18 protein-coding genes are annotated in these 18,542 nt (G+C 57.3%); 9 read left to right on the top strand and 9 right to left on the bottom strand.

Translation table 11 applies throughout. From position 1 onward, the window contains the following. Positions 1-66 precede the first annotated feature (66 nt). Genes AC2VLR_RS11460 through AC2VLR_RS11420 form a run of 9 tightly spaced genes read right to left on the bottom strand, consistent with a single transcriptional unit; the run spans position 67 to position 7,792 of the window. Positions 67-441 carry a DUF805 domain-containing protein gene (locus tag AC2VLR_RS11460; RefSeq protein ID WP_486882229.1) on the bottom strand — a complete coding sequence of 125 codons (375 nt, stop codon included), beginning with the start codon at positions 439-441 and terminating at the stop codon, positions 67-69. Positions 442-484: 43 nt separating this feature from the next. Beyond that, positions 485-736 carry a cell division topological specificity factor MinE gene (gene minE / locus AC2VLR_RS11455; protein ID WP_215842835.1) on the bottom strand — a complete coding sequence of 84 codons (252 nt, stop codon included), beginning with the start codon at positions 734-736 and terminating at the stop codon, positions 485-487. Between the two features lies 1 nt (position 737). Next, positions 738-1,547 (bottom strand): septum site-determining protein MinD, encoded by an 810-nt coding sequence (gene minD / locus AC2VLR_RS11450; protein WP_101538975.1) that lies wholly within the window; start codon positions 1,545-1,547, stop codon positions 738-740. Positions 1,548-1,565: 18 nt separating this feature from the next. Then, entirely contained in the window at positions 1,566-2,291 is a 726-nt protein-coding gene (gene minC, locus AC2VLR_RS11445) for a septum site-determining protein MinC (RefSeq protein WP_486882228.1), read from the bottom strand. A gap of 30 nt (positions 2,292-2,321) precedes the next feature. Continuing rightward, positions 2,322-2,648: a ferredoxin FdxA gene (gene fdxA, locus AC2VLR_RS11440; RefSeq protein ID WP_215842837.1), complete on the bottom strand. Its 327-nt coding sequence runs from the start codon at positions 2,646-2,648 to the stop codon at positions 2,322-2,324. Beyond that, a complete protein-coding gene (gene topA / locus AC2VLR_RS11435; protein ID WP_486882227.1) occupies positions 2,645-5,176 on the bottom strand; it encodes a type I DNA topoisomerase in 2,532 nt (843 codons plus the stop codon). The genes fdxA and topA overlap by 4 nt, the downstream gene beginning before the upstream one ends. A gap of 3 nt (positions 5,177-5,179) precedes the next feature. Continuing rightward, positions 5,180-5,617: a Smg family protein gene (locus AC2VLR_RS11430; RefSeq protein WP_101538979.1), complete on the bottom strand. Its 438-nt coding sequence runs from the start codon at positions 5,615-5,617 to the stop codon at positions 5,180-5,182. A 10-nt stretch (positions 5,618-5,627) separates the two neighbouring features. Continuing rightward, positions 5,628-6,725 carry a DNA-processing protein DprA gene (dprA, locus tag AC2VLR_RS11425; protein ID WP_486882226.1) on the bottom strand — a complete coding sequence of 366 codons (1,098 nt, stop codon included), beginning with the start codon at positions 6,723-6,725 and terminating at the stop codon, positions 5,628-5,630. Then, entirely contained in the window at positions 6,725-7,792 is a 1,068-nt protein-coding gene (locus tag AC2VLR_RS11420) for a LysM peptidoglycan-binding domain-containing protein (RefSeq protein ID WP_486882225.1), read from the bottom strand. The genes dprA and AC2VLR_RS11420 overlap by 1 nt, the downstream gene beginning before the upstream one ends. 89 nt (positions 7,793-7,881) lie before the next feature. Here AC2VLR_RS11420 and def point away from each other — a divergent pair, with 89 nt between their 5' ends. The 9 genes from def (at position 7,882) to AC2VLR_RS11375 (ending at position 18,533) form a co-directional block, all read left to right on the top strand. Then, positions 7,882-8,385 carry a peptide deformylase gene (gene def, locus AC2VLR_RS11415; RefSeq protein ID WP_215842841.1) on the top strand — a complete coding sequence of 168 codons (504 nt, stop codon included), beginning with the start codon at positions 7,882-7,884 and terminating at the stop codon, positions 8,383-8,385. Further along, positions 8,378-9,313, top strand: a complete 936-nt coding sequence (gene fmt / locus AC2VLR_RS11410) for a methionyl-tRNA formyltransferase (RefSeq protein ID WP_486882224.1) — start codon at positions 8,378-8,380, stop codon at positions 9,311-9,313. The genes def and fmt overlap by 8 nt, the downstream gene beginning before the upstream one ends. Beyond that, entirely contained in the window at positions 9,310-10,608 is a 1,299-nt protein-coding gene (rsmB, locus tag AC2VLR_RS11405) for a 16S rRNA (cytosine(967)-C(5))-methyltransferase RsmB (protein ID WP_486882223.1), read from the top strand. The genes fmt and rsmB overlap by 4 nt, the downstream gene beginning before the upstream one ends. Before the next feature lie 134 nt (positions 10,609-10,742). After that, the gene (locus AC2VLR_RS11400; protein ID WP_486882222.1) at positions 10,743-11,216 is read left to right on the top strand and encodes a DUF4390 domain-containing protein; all 474 of its coding nucleotides are present in this window, start codon (positions 10,743-10,745) and stop codon (positions 11,214-11,216) included. Then, on the top strand, positions 11,186-11,929 hold the full coding sequence (locus tag AC2VLR_RS11395; RefSeq protein ID WP_486882221.1) for a hypothetical protein: 744 nt from the start codon (positions 11,186-11,188) through the stop codon (positions 11,927-11,929). The genes AC2VLR_RS11400 and AC2VLR_RS11395 overlap by 31 nt, the downstream gene beginning before the upstream one ends. Further along, entirely contained in the window at positions 11,860-13,401 is a 1,542-nt protein-coding gene (locus AC2VLR_RS11390; RefSeq protein WP_486882220.1) for a sensor histidine kinase, read from the top strand. The genes AC2VLR_RS11395 and AC2VLR_RS11390 overlap by 70 nt, the downstream gene beginning before the upstream one ends. Positions 13,402-13,422: 21 nt before the next feature. Next, entirely contained in the window at positions 13,423-14,826 is a 1,404-nt protein-coding gene (locus AC2VLR_RS11385) for a sigma-54-dependent transcriptional regulator (RefSeq protein ID WP_486882219.1), read from the top strand. A gap of 157 nt (positions 14,827-14,983) precedes the next feature. Continuing rightward, a complete protein-coding gene (locus tag AC2VLR_RS11380; protein WP_486882218.1) occupies positions 14,984-17,203 on the top strand; it encodes a phosphoketolase family protein in 2,220 nt (739 codons plus the stop codon). Then, a complete protein-coding gene (locus AC2VLR_RS11375; RefSeq protein ID WP_486882217.1) occupies positions 17,193-18,533 on the top strand; it encodes a four-carbon acid sugar kinase family protein in 1,341 nt (446 codons plus the stop codon). Before AC2VLR_RS11380 ends, AC2VLR_RS11375 begins: the two co-directional genes overlap by 11 nt. Positions 18,534-18,542 lie beyond the last annotated feature (9 nt).

The following is an 18,542-nucleotide window of genomic DNA, read 5'->3' as shown; positions in this document are numbered from 1 at the left end:
GTGAAGAAGGCACAGGCCGGAATATGGTTTGGCGCTGATTCTTTGCGAAAAATGGGCTAGAAGCGATTAAGCCACTGAATCGTGATAAGGACCATATTTTTCACCGCTTGGCTTTGACGGTAAAATTTCCATGATCAGCAAGGCAATGCCGCCTACATAGGGGACCAGTCCGATGAGCAGCCACCATCCGGATATGCCGATATCATGCAATCTTCTGACTTGGGCACCCAGGGTGGGTAGCAATAATGCCAGATAATATATACCAAAAATGATGATACCGATATTCTTCATCTTGAGTAGCATGATAATGGCGATAATTATGCCCAGAGCGACCAAAAAATTCATCAGGGCAAACCACCAGAACTCCGCCCGATGCATCCGTCCTTGAAACTGGAAGTAATTATTCTGGATTACGTTGAGATACGCATCGACCATCCGCATGAGACTCTCTCCTGATACTGGGGGTGTACCATCGTTATCAAAATCAATGCTGGTCAGGAAAGAGTATGTTCAGCTCCAGGACTTCAAAGTCGCCTTTTCTTTCCATGCTGACCTTGATGTTATTTTTATCTACGGGAATGTATTTGGCAATCACGGCCAGTAATTCTTCCTGCAAGTCGGGTAGAAAATCCGGTCCACCCGCCTCGCGTTCATGCGCCAGGATAAGTTTTAGACGATCCTTGGCGACATGGGCCGTTTTTTTACGGGAACCGAGAATATAGTCAAGTATGGACATATTAGCCTCCAAACAGCTTCTTGAAAAACCCCACCTTCGGAGCCTGAATAAATCGGAGGGGTTTTTCTTCACCAAGGAAGCGGGCGACCACATCCTTGTAGGCTTCTGCTACATCGGTATTGCCCATATGGACGGCGGGAATCCCCTGATTGGAGGCTTGTAAAATGACTTCTGATTCCGGAATGACTCCCAGCAGCGGTGTACGTAGCAATTCTTTGACGTCCTCCAACGAGAGCATTTCTCCCTCTTCCACCCGTTTGGGCGAATAGCGGGTCAACAGCAAGTGCTCCTTGACCGGTTCTTCGCCCTGTTCGGCGCGCCGGGAACGTGCGGCCAGAATACCGAGGATACGGTCGGAGTCGCGCACGGAAGAAACTTCGGGGTTGGTAACGACAATGGCTTCATCCGCATGATAGAGGGCCATGAGCGCGCCGGATTCAATACCTGCCGGAGAATCGCATACCACATAGTCAAAGTCCTGGCGCAGTTCGTCCATCACCTTGGTGACGCCTTCCACGGTGAGTGCGTCCTTGTCCCGGGTTTGCGAGGTGGGGAGTACATAGAGGTTTTCGCAGTGCTTGTCCTTGATCAAGGCTTGCTGGAGCTTGGCTTCACCTTGAATGACATTGATGAGATCGTAGACGACCCGGCGCTCGCAACCCATGATCAAATCGAGATTGCGCAAGCCCACATCAAAATCGATGACCACGGTTTTAAAGCCGCGCAAGGCCAGACCGCTGGCAAAAGCTGCGCTGGTGGTGGTTTTACCTACCCCACCTTTGCCGGATGTGATGACAATTATTTTGGCCACGTTTGTTTCTCCCGATCATTATGAATTTAAGGGGGTAATATGCAGTTGCTCATCTCGGCTGTAAATCTGTGCGGCTTTTCCCCAGAGGGGATGATCGCGTTCCAGGGTTCGGTATAAACCGGCAATGGAGACGAGTTCGGCCTCCAGAGACATACAAAAAATACGGGCATTTTCATCGCCATTAACGCCCGCAAGAGCGCGGCCCCGGAGCGGTCCATAGACGTGAATATTGCGGTCGGCAATGATTTCCGCACCGGCATTGACAGTCGCCAGACAAACCAGATCGCCGTTGCGGGCATAATTACGTTGGCCGCTGCGCACGGGATGATCAATCAGCAATCCGCTTCCCGCATCGGGTGGCGACGGGATATTTTGGGCGGGTGCCTCTGCAGATGATGCCTGGGTTTGTCCACGTAATAAGGGTAAATGCAGGGATAGGGCGAGCGCCTGTTGCGTAGCTGAGGCATTGCGTATGCCTACAGGCAACCATCCTGATTCCCGGAGCACGGCGATGATTTCTCTCAGGGCACCAGCTTCGGGAGTGGCGTTAAGGTCCAGCACTAAAGGTGAGGCCTGGTGAAAAGCGGCCGCTGAAGGATGGCGACGATGTTCTTCATCAATGCGTGCCTTCAGCAAGGCAGGATCCTGATGGTCCAGCTCCAGTACCGAGAGCGTAAATACGCCCCCACTTATTCGGAGAGGGGCTAGTTCAGGATTGTCTTGGTCAGGTGTTTTGGCTGACATGTTTCACGTGAAACATTTCATGGGGTCTGTTTACGCCTCTTTCAGAAGGGGTCGTTTGTCGGTCTTCCCGTTCCAGGTTTCAGCATCGGGCAAGGCGTTTTTCTTGCGTAAAATGACAGGCCATTTTTTGGTCAGCTCGGCATTGATGGCGGTGAAGTCCCGTTGGTCTTCGGGCACTTCATCTTCGGCAAAAATGGCATCGGCCGGACACTCGGGAATACATGCGGCACAGTCAATGCATTCGTCCGGATCAATGACCAGAAAATTGGGCCCTTCATGAAAACACTCGACGGGGCACACTTCGGCACAGTCCGTATATTTGCATTGGATACAGTTTTCGGTGACAACGTAAGTCATGCGCTGGCTACTTTCTTGCTGGCGCGCTTTCGTGGCGCGGGATTTGTGGATTTGTCCTTTTCGGCGGTGGCTGTCGTCTTTGCCGATTTTCGCGGCGCCGATTTTTTGGCCCCGGTAGTGCTGCTGGTTTCCTTGGCGGTACTTTTTGTTGTTTTACGGGTGGATTTACCTGCCGGCGCGGCCTTTTTTGCGGGCGCAGCACGTTTTTCCCGAGGGGGAGGAGGGGTGTAATTCACCAGGAGTGCGGCGATTTCGGCTTCGCTCGCCGTGACCTGAAAATGGAATCCACACTCAGGCTGTGGGCAGGCAAGTTGTTCGCCCAGTCGCTTGCCACTTTTTTCGATCATGATGGGCCAGGCACAACGCGGGCAGGCTTTGGCAACGGGCGGCCCCCACACAGCGTAGGTACATTTTGGATAGGTATTACAGGAATAAAATACCTTGCCATAACGACTGCGTTTTTCCACCAGCTCACCTTCACCACACTGGGGGCAGGCAACTCCAGATGATTTGGGTTGGGTCAGCGGTTCAATATGCTTGCATTCAGGGTAACCACTACAGGAAATAAAACGACCATAGCGACCGGTTTTATAAACCAGGGGCTTGCCACAGTCCGGACAGTCGCGACCCACCGGCTCGGGAGCTTCACGAGGCCCGTCTACGGGGCGGGTGTAGTTACAATCGGGATAACCGGAACAGGCCACAAAGCGACCATGCCGTCCAAGTTTCAGGAAAAGGGGCTTACCGCACTGAGGACAAGCTTCATCCAAGGCTTCGCTGGTGGCTTCTGCGCGGCTGACGTTGGCTTTTTCGTCCAGCAATGCGCGAAAAGGCCCCCAAAATTCGTTGAGCACCGGCTGCCATTGCTTTTCGCCACGGGAGATGGCATCCAGCTCGTCTTCCATGCCCGCTGTAAAATTATAATCTACATAGCGTTCAAAATGATTGGCGAGAAAGCGGCCGACTACCCGACCGAGATCGGTGGGTCGAAAACGGCGCTGCTCGGTTTCCACATATTCTCGATTCTGCAAGGTTTGAATAATGCTGGCATAGGTCGAGGGCCGACCAATACCGTGAGCTTCCAGGGTTTTCACTAAAGTAGCATCACTGTAGCGCGGCGGCGGTTCGGTAAAATGCTGTTCCGGATCAATCCCATGTACCTGGGGTTGATCGCCTTTTTGCAGGGGTGGTAAAAGCCGATGGTTATCGTCTTCGTCGCTCTCGTCCTTACCTTCCTGATATACCGCCATAAATCCCGGAAAAGTAACGGTGGAACCATTGGCGCGCAAGGTCCAGTGGGTACCGGCATCCATATCCACAGCGACCATGTCCAGACGGGCGGCGGCCATTTGACAGGCTACGCTACGCTTCCAGATCAGGTCATACAGTCGCCAGAGATCCTTGTCGAGAATGTTTTGCAGTTTGTCGGGGGTGCGGGTGATATCCGTGGGGCGCACGGCTTCATGGGCTTCCTGGGCATTTTTGGTTTTGGTTTTATAACGACGCGGGCTTTCGGGGACAAATTCATCCCCGTATTGACTGCCGATGAATCCGCGAATCTCGGTAATGGCTTCTTCCGAAAGATTGACGGCATCGGTACGCATGTAACTGATGAGACCGACGGTTTCACTACCGATATTGATGCCTTCATACAATTGCTGGGCAACTCGCATGGTCCGGCTGGCATTGAAACCAAGCTTGCGCGAGGCTTCCTGCTGCAGGGTGGAGGTGGTAAATGGCGCCGCAGGCTGACGTTGGCGATTTTTACGCTCGACTTCACGCACCTGCAGGGGTTGCCGCAGGATATCGGCTTCCATCTCCTGGCGCATGCTTTCGGCCTGCTCCTCCCGGGTGATATCAAACTGTTCGAGTTTTTTCTGCTGCCAGTGGGTCAGCCGACCGGAAAAGTCGCTGTCCTGGTGTTGCAGGCGTGCCGCAATGGTCCAGTATTCCTGACTGACAAACGCTTCAATTTCATCTTCCCGTTCGCAGATCAGGCGCAGGGCCGCACTTTGTACACGCCCGGCCGAAAGACCGGGACGAACCTTGCGCCACAGCAACGGAGATAAATTGAAGCCCACCAGATAATCCAGGGCGCGGCGGGCTTGTTGGGCGTTGACCAGATCCATGGCAATTTCGCGGGGATTGGCAATGGCTTCCTGAACGGCCTTTTTGGTAATTTCGTGGAAAACCACGCGCTGCGCCGGCTTTTTACCGAGTTGCTGGCGTTCCCGCAGAAGCTCGACCAGGTGCCAGGAAATGGCCTCACCTTCGCGGTCCGGGTCCGTGGCAAGCCAGAGCTTGTCGGCTTTGCGCAGCGCCTTGATGATGGCTTCTACATGCCGTTCATTGCGTTCAATGGCTTCGTAGCGCATGGCAAAATCATGTTCGGGATCAACAGCCCCTTCTTTGGGGCGCAGATCGCGAACGTGTCCATAGGAAGCCAGCACCTCAAAATCATCCCCCAGATATTTCTGGATGGTTTTGGCTTTGGCGGGAGATTCAACGATGACGAGTTGATGAGCCATAGGTCAGTGCAGTATCCGGGTTCCGTCGGTATCCAACAAGGCATCCACCCAATAGGCTTCAGGGCCTGGATCATTGGCCATGACCATGAAGGCTACCCAGTCGAGGGTTTCCATATCCATATCCTCAAGATCAAGGGCCAGCAAGCGATCAATGATGCGTTCCCGCATGGCGCCATTGATCACGCCTAGGCGCTCCCAGTCGTGCAGTTGCCCCCGCGCCGCTACGGAAAGGTTCTGCAGTTCATAGGGATGATAGGCGCGCAAGGCCCGGGGACTGGTGTCGTCCTGCTCTTCCACGGCAAAACCTTCCATCCAGTCGAGGGCGCGTTGAATATCCGCATCGGGAAAACCCACCGCACGCAGATGATCTTCGATAACGTCGTCATCCTCGTCGTCGAGATGGTCCAGTAGGTAACTGATAATGTCTATAACGTCTTCCATGCCAGAGCCTTCAGGATACCGGAGGGAGGCGACAGAACCGGCCGCCGGGGCTGGCCGTAAGATAACCTGATATTTCCATTTCCAAGAGGATGGCCGAAAGCTCGCCCAGCGTCAATCCACAACGCGCGGCAATTTCCTCTGCACTCAGCGGATCAAAGTCCATAGCGGCCCAGACCCGGGCCTGGCGGGGGTCTTCTGGCGTCCAGTTAGCCGGGGCTGTAACAGGCCGCGCCTGGCGTAACGCTCCATAAAGCGGGCCGAGCTCGCTGAGCACGTCCTCGGCACTTTCCACCAGCTTGGCGCCTTCACGAATCAAGCGATGGGGGCCTCTGGATAAAGGCGAATGGATCGAGCCCGGAACCGCGAACACTTCTCGCCCCTGCTCCATGGCCAGTCGGGCGGTTATCAGCGAACCGCTGTTTTCTGCCGCCTCGACAATGAGGACGCCCAGGCTGAGGCCGCTGATGATGCGATTGCGGCGCGGAAAAAGACCGCTATGGGGACCTGTTTCAGGAGCTTGCTCGCTGATGATCAGACCATGCTCGATGAGGCGATGCGCCAGTTGCAGATTGGCGCGGGGGTAAATCAGATCTGCACCCGTGCCCAGCACCGCCACACTGCCACTAGTCAAAGCACCGCGATGGGCCGCTGCATCAATACCCAGGGCCAGACCACTGGTAATGCACAGGCCGGATTCGCCGAGACTACGGGCGAAAGCCTCCGCCGTGATTGCCCCGCTCGCGCTGGCTGAACGACTACCGACAATGGCGAGCATGGGCTGTCCCAGACAGGAGCGCTGGCCACGGATGAACAGAAGCGGGGGTGGGTCAGGAATTTGCCGCAACAAGGGCGGGTAGTCGCTATCTGTCCAACGACATAAATCCGTATCGGGACTATTCAGCCAGCGACGATCGGCAGTCGTGAGCAGCTCTTCAGGCTCCTTTTGCAGGGCCTGAATTTGTTTTGCCGACAAGCCCAGGTCCTGCAACATACCGGCACCCGTTTGAAAACAGGCGGCGGCCGTGGCGAAACGCGCCAGTAAAGCCTGCTGCCGAACGGGTCCTAAACCGGATATTCGGCAGAGCGCCAGCCAGGCTGCATCAGACATTATTGGGGGGCGGGAACATCAGCCTGACCAGGGCTGTGGATTTCATCACCCACAGTGATGCTTCGCTTGGCGGCGGTGATCACCCCATAAGACACCTCCGGAAATACCCGGAAGACCATGAGGTTACCGATGGTCTGGGCAGGCAGGGCAAAGGGTTTGCCGGTAACCGCATTGCGGGCCACTGCGCCGCCACGCTGGATTTGCAGGATGTTGCCCAACTTAAGGTCATTGGCGCTGCCCTGATCAATAATGACTACCTGACCAACGGTGAGTGCCGGATTCCCCTCCAGTTGCCCGATGATGTGTCCCTCCACAGCTTGCTGCGGTGCGCTGGGAAAATAATGGGGGATAGTGGTTTTGGCCACTGGCACCAGGCGTTCACCTAGATCAATTTCCCGACGGATTTTGGTGAGTTGCACCGCCGCGTGGTGGCCGCTTTGACGGACCGTCACTTCGCCCAGATCTTCCAGTGCAAAACCCAAGGAGCGATGGGTTTTGGCTTGAAACAATTCCGGTCCCAGGGCGACGACATGGAAGCGACTGCCCACAGGGGCTTTGTCCAGTCCGACGGTATAAAGCGTATTGCCGGTTACATAGGTGGGCCTTTGCTTGGCCGCAGCCGCCAGGTAGGGCAATCGGGCGAAGTCCTTTTTACTGTCGATGACGCCGGGACTGCCCAGGAAGGGCATGACTTCGCCGGTAGAAATCGTGGGTACAGGTTCAGTCGACATCTCCGGTCGCAGTTCTACAAAATGGGAGCCACTGCTGAAGGGCGATTCTAGGCTGAGCTCAGGCTCACCATTGGCGCCATAGCGCAGCACGATACGGTCGCCGGGATAAATCAGGTTGGGGTTTTTGATGTAGGGGTTCTTGTGCCATATCTGCGGCCACTGCCAGGGGTGTACCAGAAAATGTCCGGCTATGCCCCACAGGGTATCTCCCGGTTTGACGGTATAAGTTTGTTGGGTACGCCATTGGATAGCGGCTGGCGCTGCCTGGGCTATGACCGGGGTCAGGGCGCTCAGACCAAGGCTAAAAACAAGGTTGCGCCATTTATGTTTGTGCATGTAATGATCTCCACTGGACTTCCGCAAGGGATAGTATTAGTCCAAGATACGTTTTTTGCCGGAAAGTCCTGACAACAAGTGGTGGTAATATGTCCCTTCTGAAAATACTCGAGTTTCCCGATACCCGCCTCAAGGACATGGCTCAGCCCATCGTCCGGGTGGACAAACAGGTCCAGCAGCTCGCCGATGATATGGCGGAAACCATGTATGATGCTCCGGGAATCGGCCTCGCCGCGCCCCAGGTAGCGGCCGGACAGCGACTGATTGTCGTGGATGTCTCGGAAAATCGCAATGATCTGATGGTGCTGGTAAATCCCGAAATTATCGCGCGCAGCGGTGAAGAAGAAATGAAAGAGGGTTGCCTGTCGGTCCCGGGCGTACTGGAAACGGTCCGGCGGGCGGAAAAAATAACCCTGCGGGCTTTGACGGTGCAAGGAAAAACCATTGAACTGGAGGCGGATGGCTTGCTGGCTGTGTGCATACAGCATGAGATCGACCATCTGAACGGCACCCTGTTTGTGGATCATCTCTCGCGCCTGAAACAGAATCTGATCCGCCGCAAAGCGGAAAAGCGAGCGCGGCAAGGTGAGTAAACGTCTCGTTTTTGCGGGAACGCCAGCATTTGCCCGTATGATCCTGGAGGAATTGCTGGCCGGACCGGAAACCCTGGTGGGGGTGTTCACCCAGCCCGATCGACCCGCCGGGCGTGGCCGTCATCTGCAGGAAAGTCCGGTCAAGCAGCTGGCCCGGGAGTCCGGTATCCCGGTATTCCAGCCGGAATCCTGCAAAACTCCGGAATCTCTGGAACTGCTGCGCAGCTTGCAGCCGGATCTGTTGATTGTGGTGGCCTACGGACAGATTCTGCCCCAGGCCATTCTCGATGTTCCCCGTCTCGGTGCTATCAATGTTCACGCCAGTATCCTGCCCGCCTGGCGGGGGGCGGCGCCCATCGCCCGGGCCATTGCCGCCGGGGATACGGAAACTGGCGTGGCGATTATGCAGATGGAGGCCGGACTGGATTCCGGACCAGTGCGGCAGGTGCTGACTTGTCCCATACATCCCGATGACACGGCGACCAGTCTCCATGACCGCTTAGCCGTGCTGGGTAAGACCGCCCTCCGCCAAGCGCTGGATGATCTCTGGGCGGGCCGTTCCGTGGCGGTCCAGCAGGATGAAAGCCGGATGACTTATGCCCGTAAACTCAAAAAAGAAGAAGCTTTGCTGGACTGGCAGTTGCCCGCCACACAACTGGATCGGCACATCCGCGCCTTCAATCCCAGCCCTGTGGCCCACACCCTGTTCCGGGAAAAAAGTCTGCGCGTCTGGCAGGCGCGACCCCTGACCGAGCCGGCAGACCTGCCCCCCGGAAGTATTACTGCCATTCATAAGGAGAGCTTCCGGGTAGCCTGCGGGGAAGGGCAGCTCGAATTATTGCTCTTGCAACCGGCGGGTAAAGGGAAGCTCGCGGCAGGTGATTTCATCCGTGGTTACCATCCCGCCAGGGGAGAATCGTTAGGATGAGCAAAAAAACAACGTCGAAACGAAATACCGGTATGGCCGATGGAACATTGCTGCGACGCACCGCCATTCAGGTCCTGGCGGCTGTGGATGAAGGCGAAAAGGTGGACCAGGCGCTGGCCGGAAGCCCGGTCAGTGGCCCGGAGCGGGCGACCTTGCAGTGGCTGGTATTGGGCACCTTGCGGGAGTATCTGTTACTACAAAAATTATCGGGCTTGTTGCTGCGCAAAAGCTGGCGCGAAGAAGACCGCGATCTGGGATTCCTGCTGCATCTGGCGCTCTTTGAATTGCGCCATGGCCAACGACCCGCTTTTGCCGTGGTGAACGATTGGGTGGAGATGGTCGAAACGCTGCAGAAATCCTGGGCCAAGGGATTGATGAATGCCGTCCTGCGGCGTTTTCTGCGTGAGCGCGAGGCTCTGGAAGAGCAGCTGGCTGATCCGGATCTGGGCCACCCGGCCTGGCTGGCGGCACGTCTGCGCGCGGCCTACCCCGAGGAATGGCCTGAGATTGCCGCCGCCAATAATCAACCGGCTCCGCTCTGGCTGCGGGTAAATACCCTGCGGGTCAGCCCCCAAGATTATCGCGAGGCGCTGCAGGCCCAGGGCTTGTCCTGTCGGGGGGTCGAATGGAGTGAAGCCGCTCTCTGTCTGCCCGAAAGTATTCCGGTAGCCACCCTGCCGGGCTGGGATGCCGGCTGGGTGGCTGTCCAGGATGCGGCGGCGCAGATGGCTGCCCATATTCTGGCACCCCAGAGTGAAGAACGGGTGCTGGATGCCTGCGCGGCCCCTGGCGGAAAAACCGCCCATCTCTGGGCGCTGGGCGCCCGGCGCCTGGATGCCCTGGATCGTTCCGCAGAGCGGTTGCAGAAAGTGCGGGAAGCCCTCTATCGTCAGGGAGCTGTTGCCCATCTACAGGTAGCCGATGCCGGAGAGCCGCAGAGCTGGTGGAATGGCGAGTTCTATGACGCCATTCTTCTGGATGCCCCCTGTACGGGTATCGGCGTAATTCGTCGCCATCCTGATATCCGCCTGCGGCGGCAGGAGGAAGATGTGCTGCAGGCCGTGGCCCAGCAACGCCAGCTCCTCGACGCCTTGTGGGCTTGTCTGCGCCCGGGTGGGCGGCTGCTGTATGCGACCTGTTCGATTCTGCCGGAGGAAAATTTGCTGCAGATTCGCGCTTTTCTGGAGCGCCACGAGGATGCCCGCCAACAGTATCATCCTCTCACTGGTCAGCACTTGCCCGGTCAGCAGGATATGGATGGTTTTTACTATGCACTGCTGGTGAAAGCCGAATGATTTTTTCGCCAGCCACCCCTATGGCTCGGGTAAGGACCACTGCCAGGGGTAACCGAGCTTTCTGGCCAAGCCTTATTCTGGGATTGTTTTTTTGCCTTGCTCCCGGCTGGGCGTTGGCGGACACCGCGTTTCACGTGAAACATTTGCAGGCCGTCCCGGAAATGAATCGGGTCAATATCAGTGCTCAGGTGCAGATCAGCAAGGAAGCCTTGCTGCAGGAAATCCTCGATCAGGGGCAGACCATCATCTGGGTCATCAAAGCACAATGGCGGGAGCCGGAGCCTTTTTCCTTCATTTCCGGGCTGGGTACCCATGCCCAAAAGGAAGAGCGCTGGCAGATACATTACTATCCGCTCACCAATGAATATGCCTTGAGCAATGGAGCGGGTGCGCTCCGCCTCTTCCATCACTGGCAAGATCTGGTCGGTGCCTTAGAGCAGATTCATGATTTCATTCTGCCTTTGCAGCAGGGTGCAGCGCGGGGCCAGGTGGCCCTCCGGGTTTATGTGGATATTCAGGCCTTGCCGCTCCCCCTGCGCCTGCGCGCCCTTCTGGATCATTGGAAACTGGAGTCCCCATGGATCGTCAGCGCCCCCCTTTCAAGCTGAGAAACTGGTTGCGTGCCCTCAATGCCGGGGCTGCGCCGGAAAAACAGCGGGTGGGACCCCGCTGGGGGGCCATTTTACTCCTTCTGGCGATTTTGGGTTTTCTGGCGATCAATTTTTTCACTAGCGCAGGTGGACCCTTAAGCCGTTATTTTGTGCCCATGCTGGTGATTTCTGCAGGAATCGTGCTTTTTTTACTGGTTCTGGTGCTGGTATCGGTGGTGGCGCTGCTGATCCGGCTGCGCCGGGGAGAAGTGGGAAGTCAGCTGGCTACCCGTCTGGTGGTGATTATTACCCTGCTCAGTTTTCTGCCCGCTGCCGTGGTATTTGGGTTTTCCTGGCAGTATCTGAACCGGGGCGTCGATTCCTGGTTCAGTTCCGCTGTGCAAAGTGCCCTGGATCAGGCACTGAATGTGGCCAAGGCGGGCATTGACCGGTATCGCAATTCGACGCTGCTGGCCGCCGAAAGTATTGCCCAGGCGCTGGTGGGTGAGTCAGACAGTAATGCCATTCTCACCGTCATTGCCCTGCGGGATCAATACCATTTGAGCAGCGTGACGCTGTTTTCCAGCGACAACCGGATTATAGCCACCAGCAGTAACAACCTGACTCTGGCACCGCGTTTGCCCCGTCAGGAAATCTGGCCATGGAAGAAGGCCATCCCACCGCCAATATCGAACCCGAGGCGGATGGCAGTTTACTGGTCAAGGCGCTGATTCCGGTGCTCAGTCCCCATCTGGGGCAAAGTAATCGGATGCTCTATGTCGAACAGCCCATTCCAGAGCAGCTCACCAAGGCAGCAGAAGCCGTGCAGGTGGCCTATACCCGCTATCATCAACTGATGCTGATGCGCGAGCCCATGAAAACGGCCTTTCAACTCAGTCTCGCCGTAGCCCTTCTGCTGGCGGTGCTCTCGGCAGTGTGGATGGGCCTGCATCTGGCACGACGCCTGACTGCACCCATTGCCCGGCTGGCGGCGGGCACTCAGGCGGTGGCCCGGGGTGAGTTTATCCCCTTGCAGACCATTGCCAGTCAGGATGAACTGGGCGTGTTGCTGCACTCCTTCAACAATATGACCCGTCAGCTCGCCCGTGCCAAGCAGCAGGCCGCCGCTGCCCAGGAGCAGGCTGAACAGCGCCGTTTGTATCTGGAAACCGTGCTGGGTCAGCTCTCCAGCGGCATTCTTACCTTTGATGGCGAAAACTGCCTGGCTGAGGTGAACGCCGCTGCCGTCCAGATTCTGCAGGAAGATTTAGCCAGGGGTAGCGCTCTGGAGGAACTGCAGGACGGGGCCATTCTCGAACCCCTCTGGAAACTGGTGACGGAGTGGGTAGAACATCCGCGCAGCGCCATGCAGAAGGAGCTGCAGCTGGAGCGTGGTGATGGCCCGCAAACCCTGATTGTGCATGGCGCGCAATTTTCCGATGATGCCGGCAGCAAAGGTTTTGTCGTGGTTTTTGATGACATCAGTACCCTGGTTTCTGCCCAGCGCAGCGCTGCCTGGAGTGAGGTGGCCCGGCGTCTGGCCCATGAAATCAAAAATCCCCTGACACCCATCCAGCTTTCCGCCGAAAGACTGCGGCGCAAATATCTGGAAAAACTGGGCGACGAAGGAGAAACCCTGGATCGGGCGACACGCACCATCATCCATCAGGTGGATGCCCTGAAAGTGCTGGTAGATGCGTTTTCCGAATATGCCCGGCAACCGCAAATCGAAATGCGCCCGTTGGATATCAATCAGTTGATTCTGGATGTCATGGACCTCTATCGTGGCCAGGAGAATGGTATAGAAATCCGTGCCGAACTGGGGGCGGATTTGCCACCGGTCCGGGCTGACGTGCACCGTCTGCGACAGATTCTCAACAATTTGCTGCGCAATGCCCTGGACGCCCTGCAAGGCAGAGAAGAAACCCCGGCGACAGGCAAACATATTGTGATTCGTACCGGCTTGACGGACAGCGGTCCAGCAAAGATGCTAGAGTTGAGCGTGAGTGATGATGGCCCTGGTTTTCCCGCCGATCTGCTGGCAAGAGTTTTTGAGCCCTATGTGACCAGCAAGGTCAAAGGCTCAGGTTTGGGGCTGGCCATTGTCCGCCGTATTGTTGAAGAACATGGTGGCGTGATTGTGGCCGACAATCAGGGCCTCAACGGTGGCGCGCGCATTGTAATGGATTTTCCCCTGGTTTGAGCTGAATTTTCTGGAGGTGGCATGGAAGCGGCAAGATTGAAGATTCTGATCGTCGATGATGAACCCGATATCTGCCAGACCCTGGCAGATATTCTCGAAGATGAGGGCTATCAGGTAGAAACGGCAGGCAGTGCCGCCGCTGCCGAGGCGTTTTTGCGCGACCAGATGGTCGATCTGGTGCTCCTCGATATCTGGATGCCGGGCGAAGATGGCATTACCTTGTTGCGGCGCTGGGCGGACGCAGGTCTGGAGCAGCCGGTGGTCATGATGTCCGGCCACGCCACCATCGAAACGGCGGTGCAGGCCACTAAGCTGGGCGCCTATGATTTTGTTGAAAAACCCCTGTCACTGGACAAAACCCTGCTGACCGTGGCCCATGCCCTGGAGGCGAGCCGTCTGCAGCGGGAAAACCGCGATCTGCGCGCGCAAACCGGCTGGGTGGATCGGCCCAGCGGTGAGAGTCCCGCCATCCGTCAGTTTCGTGAACAACTCACCCGGGTTGCCGCCGTTGATTCCTGGGCCCTGTTACTGGGTGAGGCTGGCAGCGGCAAGGAAGTCGCGGCGCGCTATCTGCACCGGCAAAGTCGCCGGGCCCAGGGGCCTTTTGTGGACCTGCGGGCGGCGGCCATTGCCCGACCCAATGTGGCCATTGAGCTGTTTGGTAACGAAACCCAGGGCAAGCTGATTCGTGGCCGTCTGGAGGTGGCGCACGGCGGCACCTTGTTCATTGACGAAATTGCCGATATGGATCTGGAAACCCAGGCCCGCCTGTTCTCGGCCCTGCAGGAAAAGCGCATCATCCGGGTGGGCGGAACCACCCCGATTCCCGTGGATGTGCGCGTCATTGCCGGCAGTGCCCAGGATTTGTCTCAGGCGGTACAAAACGGCCAGTTTCGCAGTGATCTCTACTACCGCCTCAGCGCCCTGCCCCTGCGCGTCCCGCCACTGGCGGCCAGAACCCCGGACATTCCCGTGCTTATTGAAGAGTTTGTGCATTTTTACGGGGCACGGGATGGCCTGCCCGGGCGGCGCTTCTCTCCTGATTCCATGGATGTCCTCAACCATTACCCCTGGCCCGGTAACATCCGCGAGCTGCAGAACCTGGTCGAGCGTTTGCTGATTCTGGCGGAAGGGCCGGAAATCAGTGCCGAGGAAATCGAGGGTGCCCTCGGTCTGGATAACCGGATGGCCCTCGCCAACAGCAGCTTTGATGAAGACGATTTTGGCGGCACCCTCAAACGCGCCCGGGAACGCTTCGAGCGCGCCTTTCTCGAATATCATCTGGCGCGGAATGACTGGAATATTGCCCGTACCGCCGAAGTGGTCGGCCTGGAGCGCACCCATCTCTACCGCAAGCTGAAAAATCTCAACATTGCCCTGAAGGGCGAGCGGCGGGCGGGAGACGAGGGCGAAGACGAGGATTGATCTGAAGGTTTTTCCAGGCATTGTAAGCTGGCGAGGTGTTTGCGCTTTAGTGGGTTATGAGTGGATTGTCGGGTAGGGGCATAAATGCCACTCTATTGCGGATTCCTTTGATCCTGCTTAGAGTGGGGGCAATTTTTATTGCTACAGGAATGCCGTTATGACCCAGCCACAGGATTTGCCCGCCAACGCCCCCGACTTTTGTGCAGGGATGCTCTACTTTGGTGAAAACTGGCCGGATTTTGACCAGTATGGCAAAGCAACGGCCATTGCTGCGGGTCAGAAAGCCGTTACCAATCCTCAGGCTCGGGAAGCCGTATATCAGTCGCTGCTGCTGGCGGATGCCTTGCGCTACTGTACCCTGCAAGTATGTGCTGCCAAGTCTTCCGGCCATCCGGGAGGCTTTGCTTCCAGTGCCGAGGCTTATGCGGCTATGGTCATGCTCGGGCATACCAACATTGTCACCGAGGTCGGGCATCATGCTCCGGGCTTTTACAGTGCCATGTTCCTCGACAGCTCCCTCGAAGCCATGGGTATTCACAACATGAATGACATGATGGCGCGGTTCCGCGAACAGCATGGCCTGCTCGGTCATCTGTCCGGTGCCATCCCGGGTTTACTGGCGCCAGCCGGTCCGCTGGGACAGGGGCAGCACTTTGCCATGGCCGGGGCCCTGCTGCATCCTGGTACCTTGTTTCCGGTGACCATCGGCGATGGCGGTTTTGGTGAGCCTTACGTGCTGAGTTCTATGAAGCATTTCCACTTTGCCTATCCCCAGGTGACCAACTATCTGCCCATCCTGGTCTGGAATGGCTTCAGTCAGGAACATCATTCCATGGTTTCCCTGATGAGCAATGAAGAAATGGTCGCCTACTGGCGGGCCCATGATTTTGATGAAGTCATCCTGATCGATGCCAAGGACTATGATGATGCTGGGCAGGAAGGCGCTTATGTTGATTCCACCCGCTTTTCCTTCGGACAACGGATGGCTTTCATGGAGGCTGTGCTCAGTGCTGCGGCCAAGGCGGCACAAAGTGCCTTGACGGGTCGGCACACGGCTTTCATTTTGAAACAGTTGAAGGGTGCAGGGGTGCATGTTTCCGGAGCCAAATCCCATAACTTGTATCCCAAGGACACTTTCGAGTCCCCGGAAATCAAAACTGCTCTGGAAAAACGCGCATTGAGTCCGGAAGCCTGGGCTCTGGTCCGCGACAATTTCTCCCGCGCCGGGGGTGGACCTGCGGCACAGACCGCAGTCACAGAGCATGTGTTGGAAATCGCCCGTCTGGGTGAATTTCCCCTGCAGGACTTTGCCGTCGGCGAACAGGCGGTACCCGCCACCGCCATGGGCGCTCTGGTGGCCTGGCTGGGACAGCAGGATCGCCGCTTTGTGGTGAGCAATGCCGATGGTAATGAAGCCTCGGCCATGAAGAACATCAATGACGCCCTGAAAATCCGTCACCCCACCGAAGACCCCCTCTACAACCAGCAGCCGGGCGGGCAGGTTTATGAACCCCTCAACGAAGATGCCTGTGCGGGACTGGCAGCGGGACTGGCACTGTTCGGCAGTCGTTCCCTGTGGTTATCCTATGAGTCCTTTGCCATCAACGGCTGGCCGATCATGCAGACCGTAGGCCAGGCCATGGCGGAACTGCGGCGTAGCACGCCTTCTGCCGTCTGTATGTTCACGGCAGGAGCACTGGAACAGGGGCGCAACGGCTGGACCCATCAACGTCCGGAAATCGAAAACTACTTTGCCGCGCAAATGCGCAATGGCAATGTGTTCCTGCTTTACCCCACGGATGCCAATGTCATCCAGGCTGCCTATGAATATGCGGTGAACAGCGTCAACAAGGTGATGATCCTCATTGCCTCAAAAAGCCCGTTGCCGGTGCATCTGGATATGGCCCAGGCCCGTGTGGCAGTGCGCAAGGGTGCCGCTGTGCTGTACGAAGGACCGGCGGGTACGCGTGGCACAGTGACCATGGCTGTGACCGGTGATATGGTCCTGCTGCCGGTATTTGCGGCTCGGGAAGTGCTGGAGAAAGAAGGTTATGGGGTGCGCATTGTCAGTGTCATCAATCCCCGTCAGCTGTATCGCCCCTCGGATGTGGCCGCTCACACCGTAGCGCAAGCGGACACGGATTTCATGGCAGATGCGGAATTCCAGCAGATCTTTGCCGGCGATATGCTCCTCACTATCGGTGGTGGCAGTTCTGCTGGCCTGGAGCCGGTGCTCCTGCGCAGTCGTGCGGCGCAACGCGACACCCTGGCCTGGCAGCGCGGCGAAACCACGGCTACCGCCGGTGAACTGATGGCTTTCAATGGCATCACGGCCGAGGCCATTCTCCACAAGGTTCGGGGTTTTAGTGGGCAGTAATCCAGCAGCCCTGCCCGGCAAAATCATCGTCATTGACGATGATCCCACCGGCTCGCAGACTGTTCATTCCTGTCTGCTGCTGACTCGCTGGGATCCCGATACCCTGCGGGAGGCTCTGGAGGATGCGGCACCGCTCTTTTTTGTGCTGAGCAACACCCGGGGCATGACGGCGGCGCGTGCCGAACAGGTCACCCGGGAAATCTGCCGGAATCTGCATATTGCCCTGGAGCGACTGGCTCTTACCGGACAGGCGTTGCAACCCTTGCTGGTGAGTCGTTCCGATTCGACCCTGCGCGGTCACTATCCGGTGGAAACCGATGTGATGGCTGAGGAGCTAGGCCCTTTTGATGCCCATTTTCTGGTCCCGGCATTTTTTGAAGGGGGCCGCATTACTCGGGACAGCACCCATTATGTCGTTCAGAACGGCGTGGAAGTCCCGGCCCATGAGACGGAATTTGCCCGGGATTCGGTATTTGCCTTTCAGCACAGTTATCTGCCCGATTATGTGGCCGAGAAAACCCAGGGTCGCATCCCGGCTGGACAGGTGCAGCGCTTCACCCTGGAAGATCTGCGTGCCGGCTGTCTGCCCCGCTTGCTCGCGCTGAACAATAACGTCTGCGTTGTCGTGGACGCGGTAGAACCTGCGGATTTGCAGGCTTTTGCCCGGGATTTGCGGACGGCTGCCGGACAGGGCAAGCGTTTTCTATTCCGCAGCGCCGCCAGTTTGTTGACGGCCCTGGCCGATTTGCCACCCCAGCCGGTGTCTGCCGAAAACATGGCGCAACTGCGACGCGGGGATAAGGCTGGGGCCATTCTGGTGGGTTCCCATGTGCGCAAAAGCACCGAGCAGCTCAAACGCTTGCTGGAGGAACCGGGTCTGGAGGGTTTGGAGGTGGACGTGGATGCCTGTAGTGGTGAGGCCGGCACCAGGCAACTATCACGCTTGCTGGAGCAGGCGGCCAAAATCCATGACCAAGGCCGGGATCTGGTGATATTTACCAGCCGCAGCGAACGTCAGTTTCCCGATCAGGTGACGCGTCTGGCCTTTGGTGAGAGCGTGTCGGCCTTTCTCATGAAGGTGCTGCAGGGACTACCCGAAGATCTCGGCTTTCTCATCAGCAAAGGGGGCATCACCTCCAATGATGTGTTGAGCAGTGGCCTGGCTCTGCTTAAGGCGCGGGTAATGGGGCAGATTCTGCCCGGTTGTTCGGTGGTGCTCTGCCCTCCGGATCATCCCCGTTATCCGAATCTGCCCGTGGTGATTTTTCCCGGCAATGTGGGCGATGTCGAAAGTCTGGCGGTGGCCCGGCAGCGCTTGCGCGGTCGTTGACGGTCGCTG

The organism is Acidithiobacillus sp. TH-A117, from assembly GCF_057473465.1.
This window is presented reverse-complemented; position numbering and strand designations above follow the sequence as displayed.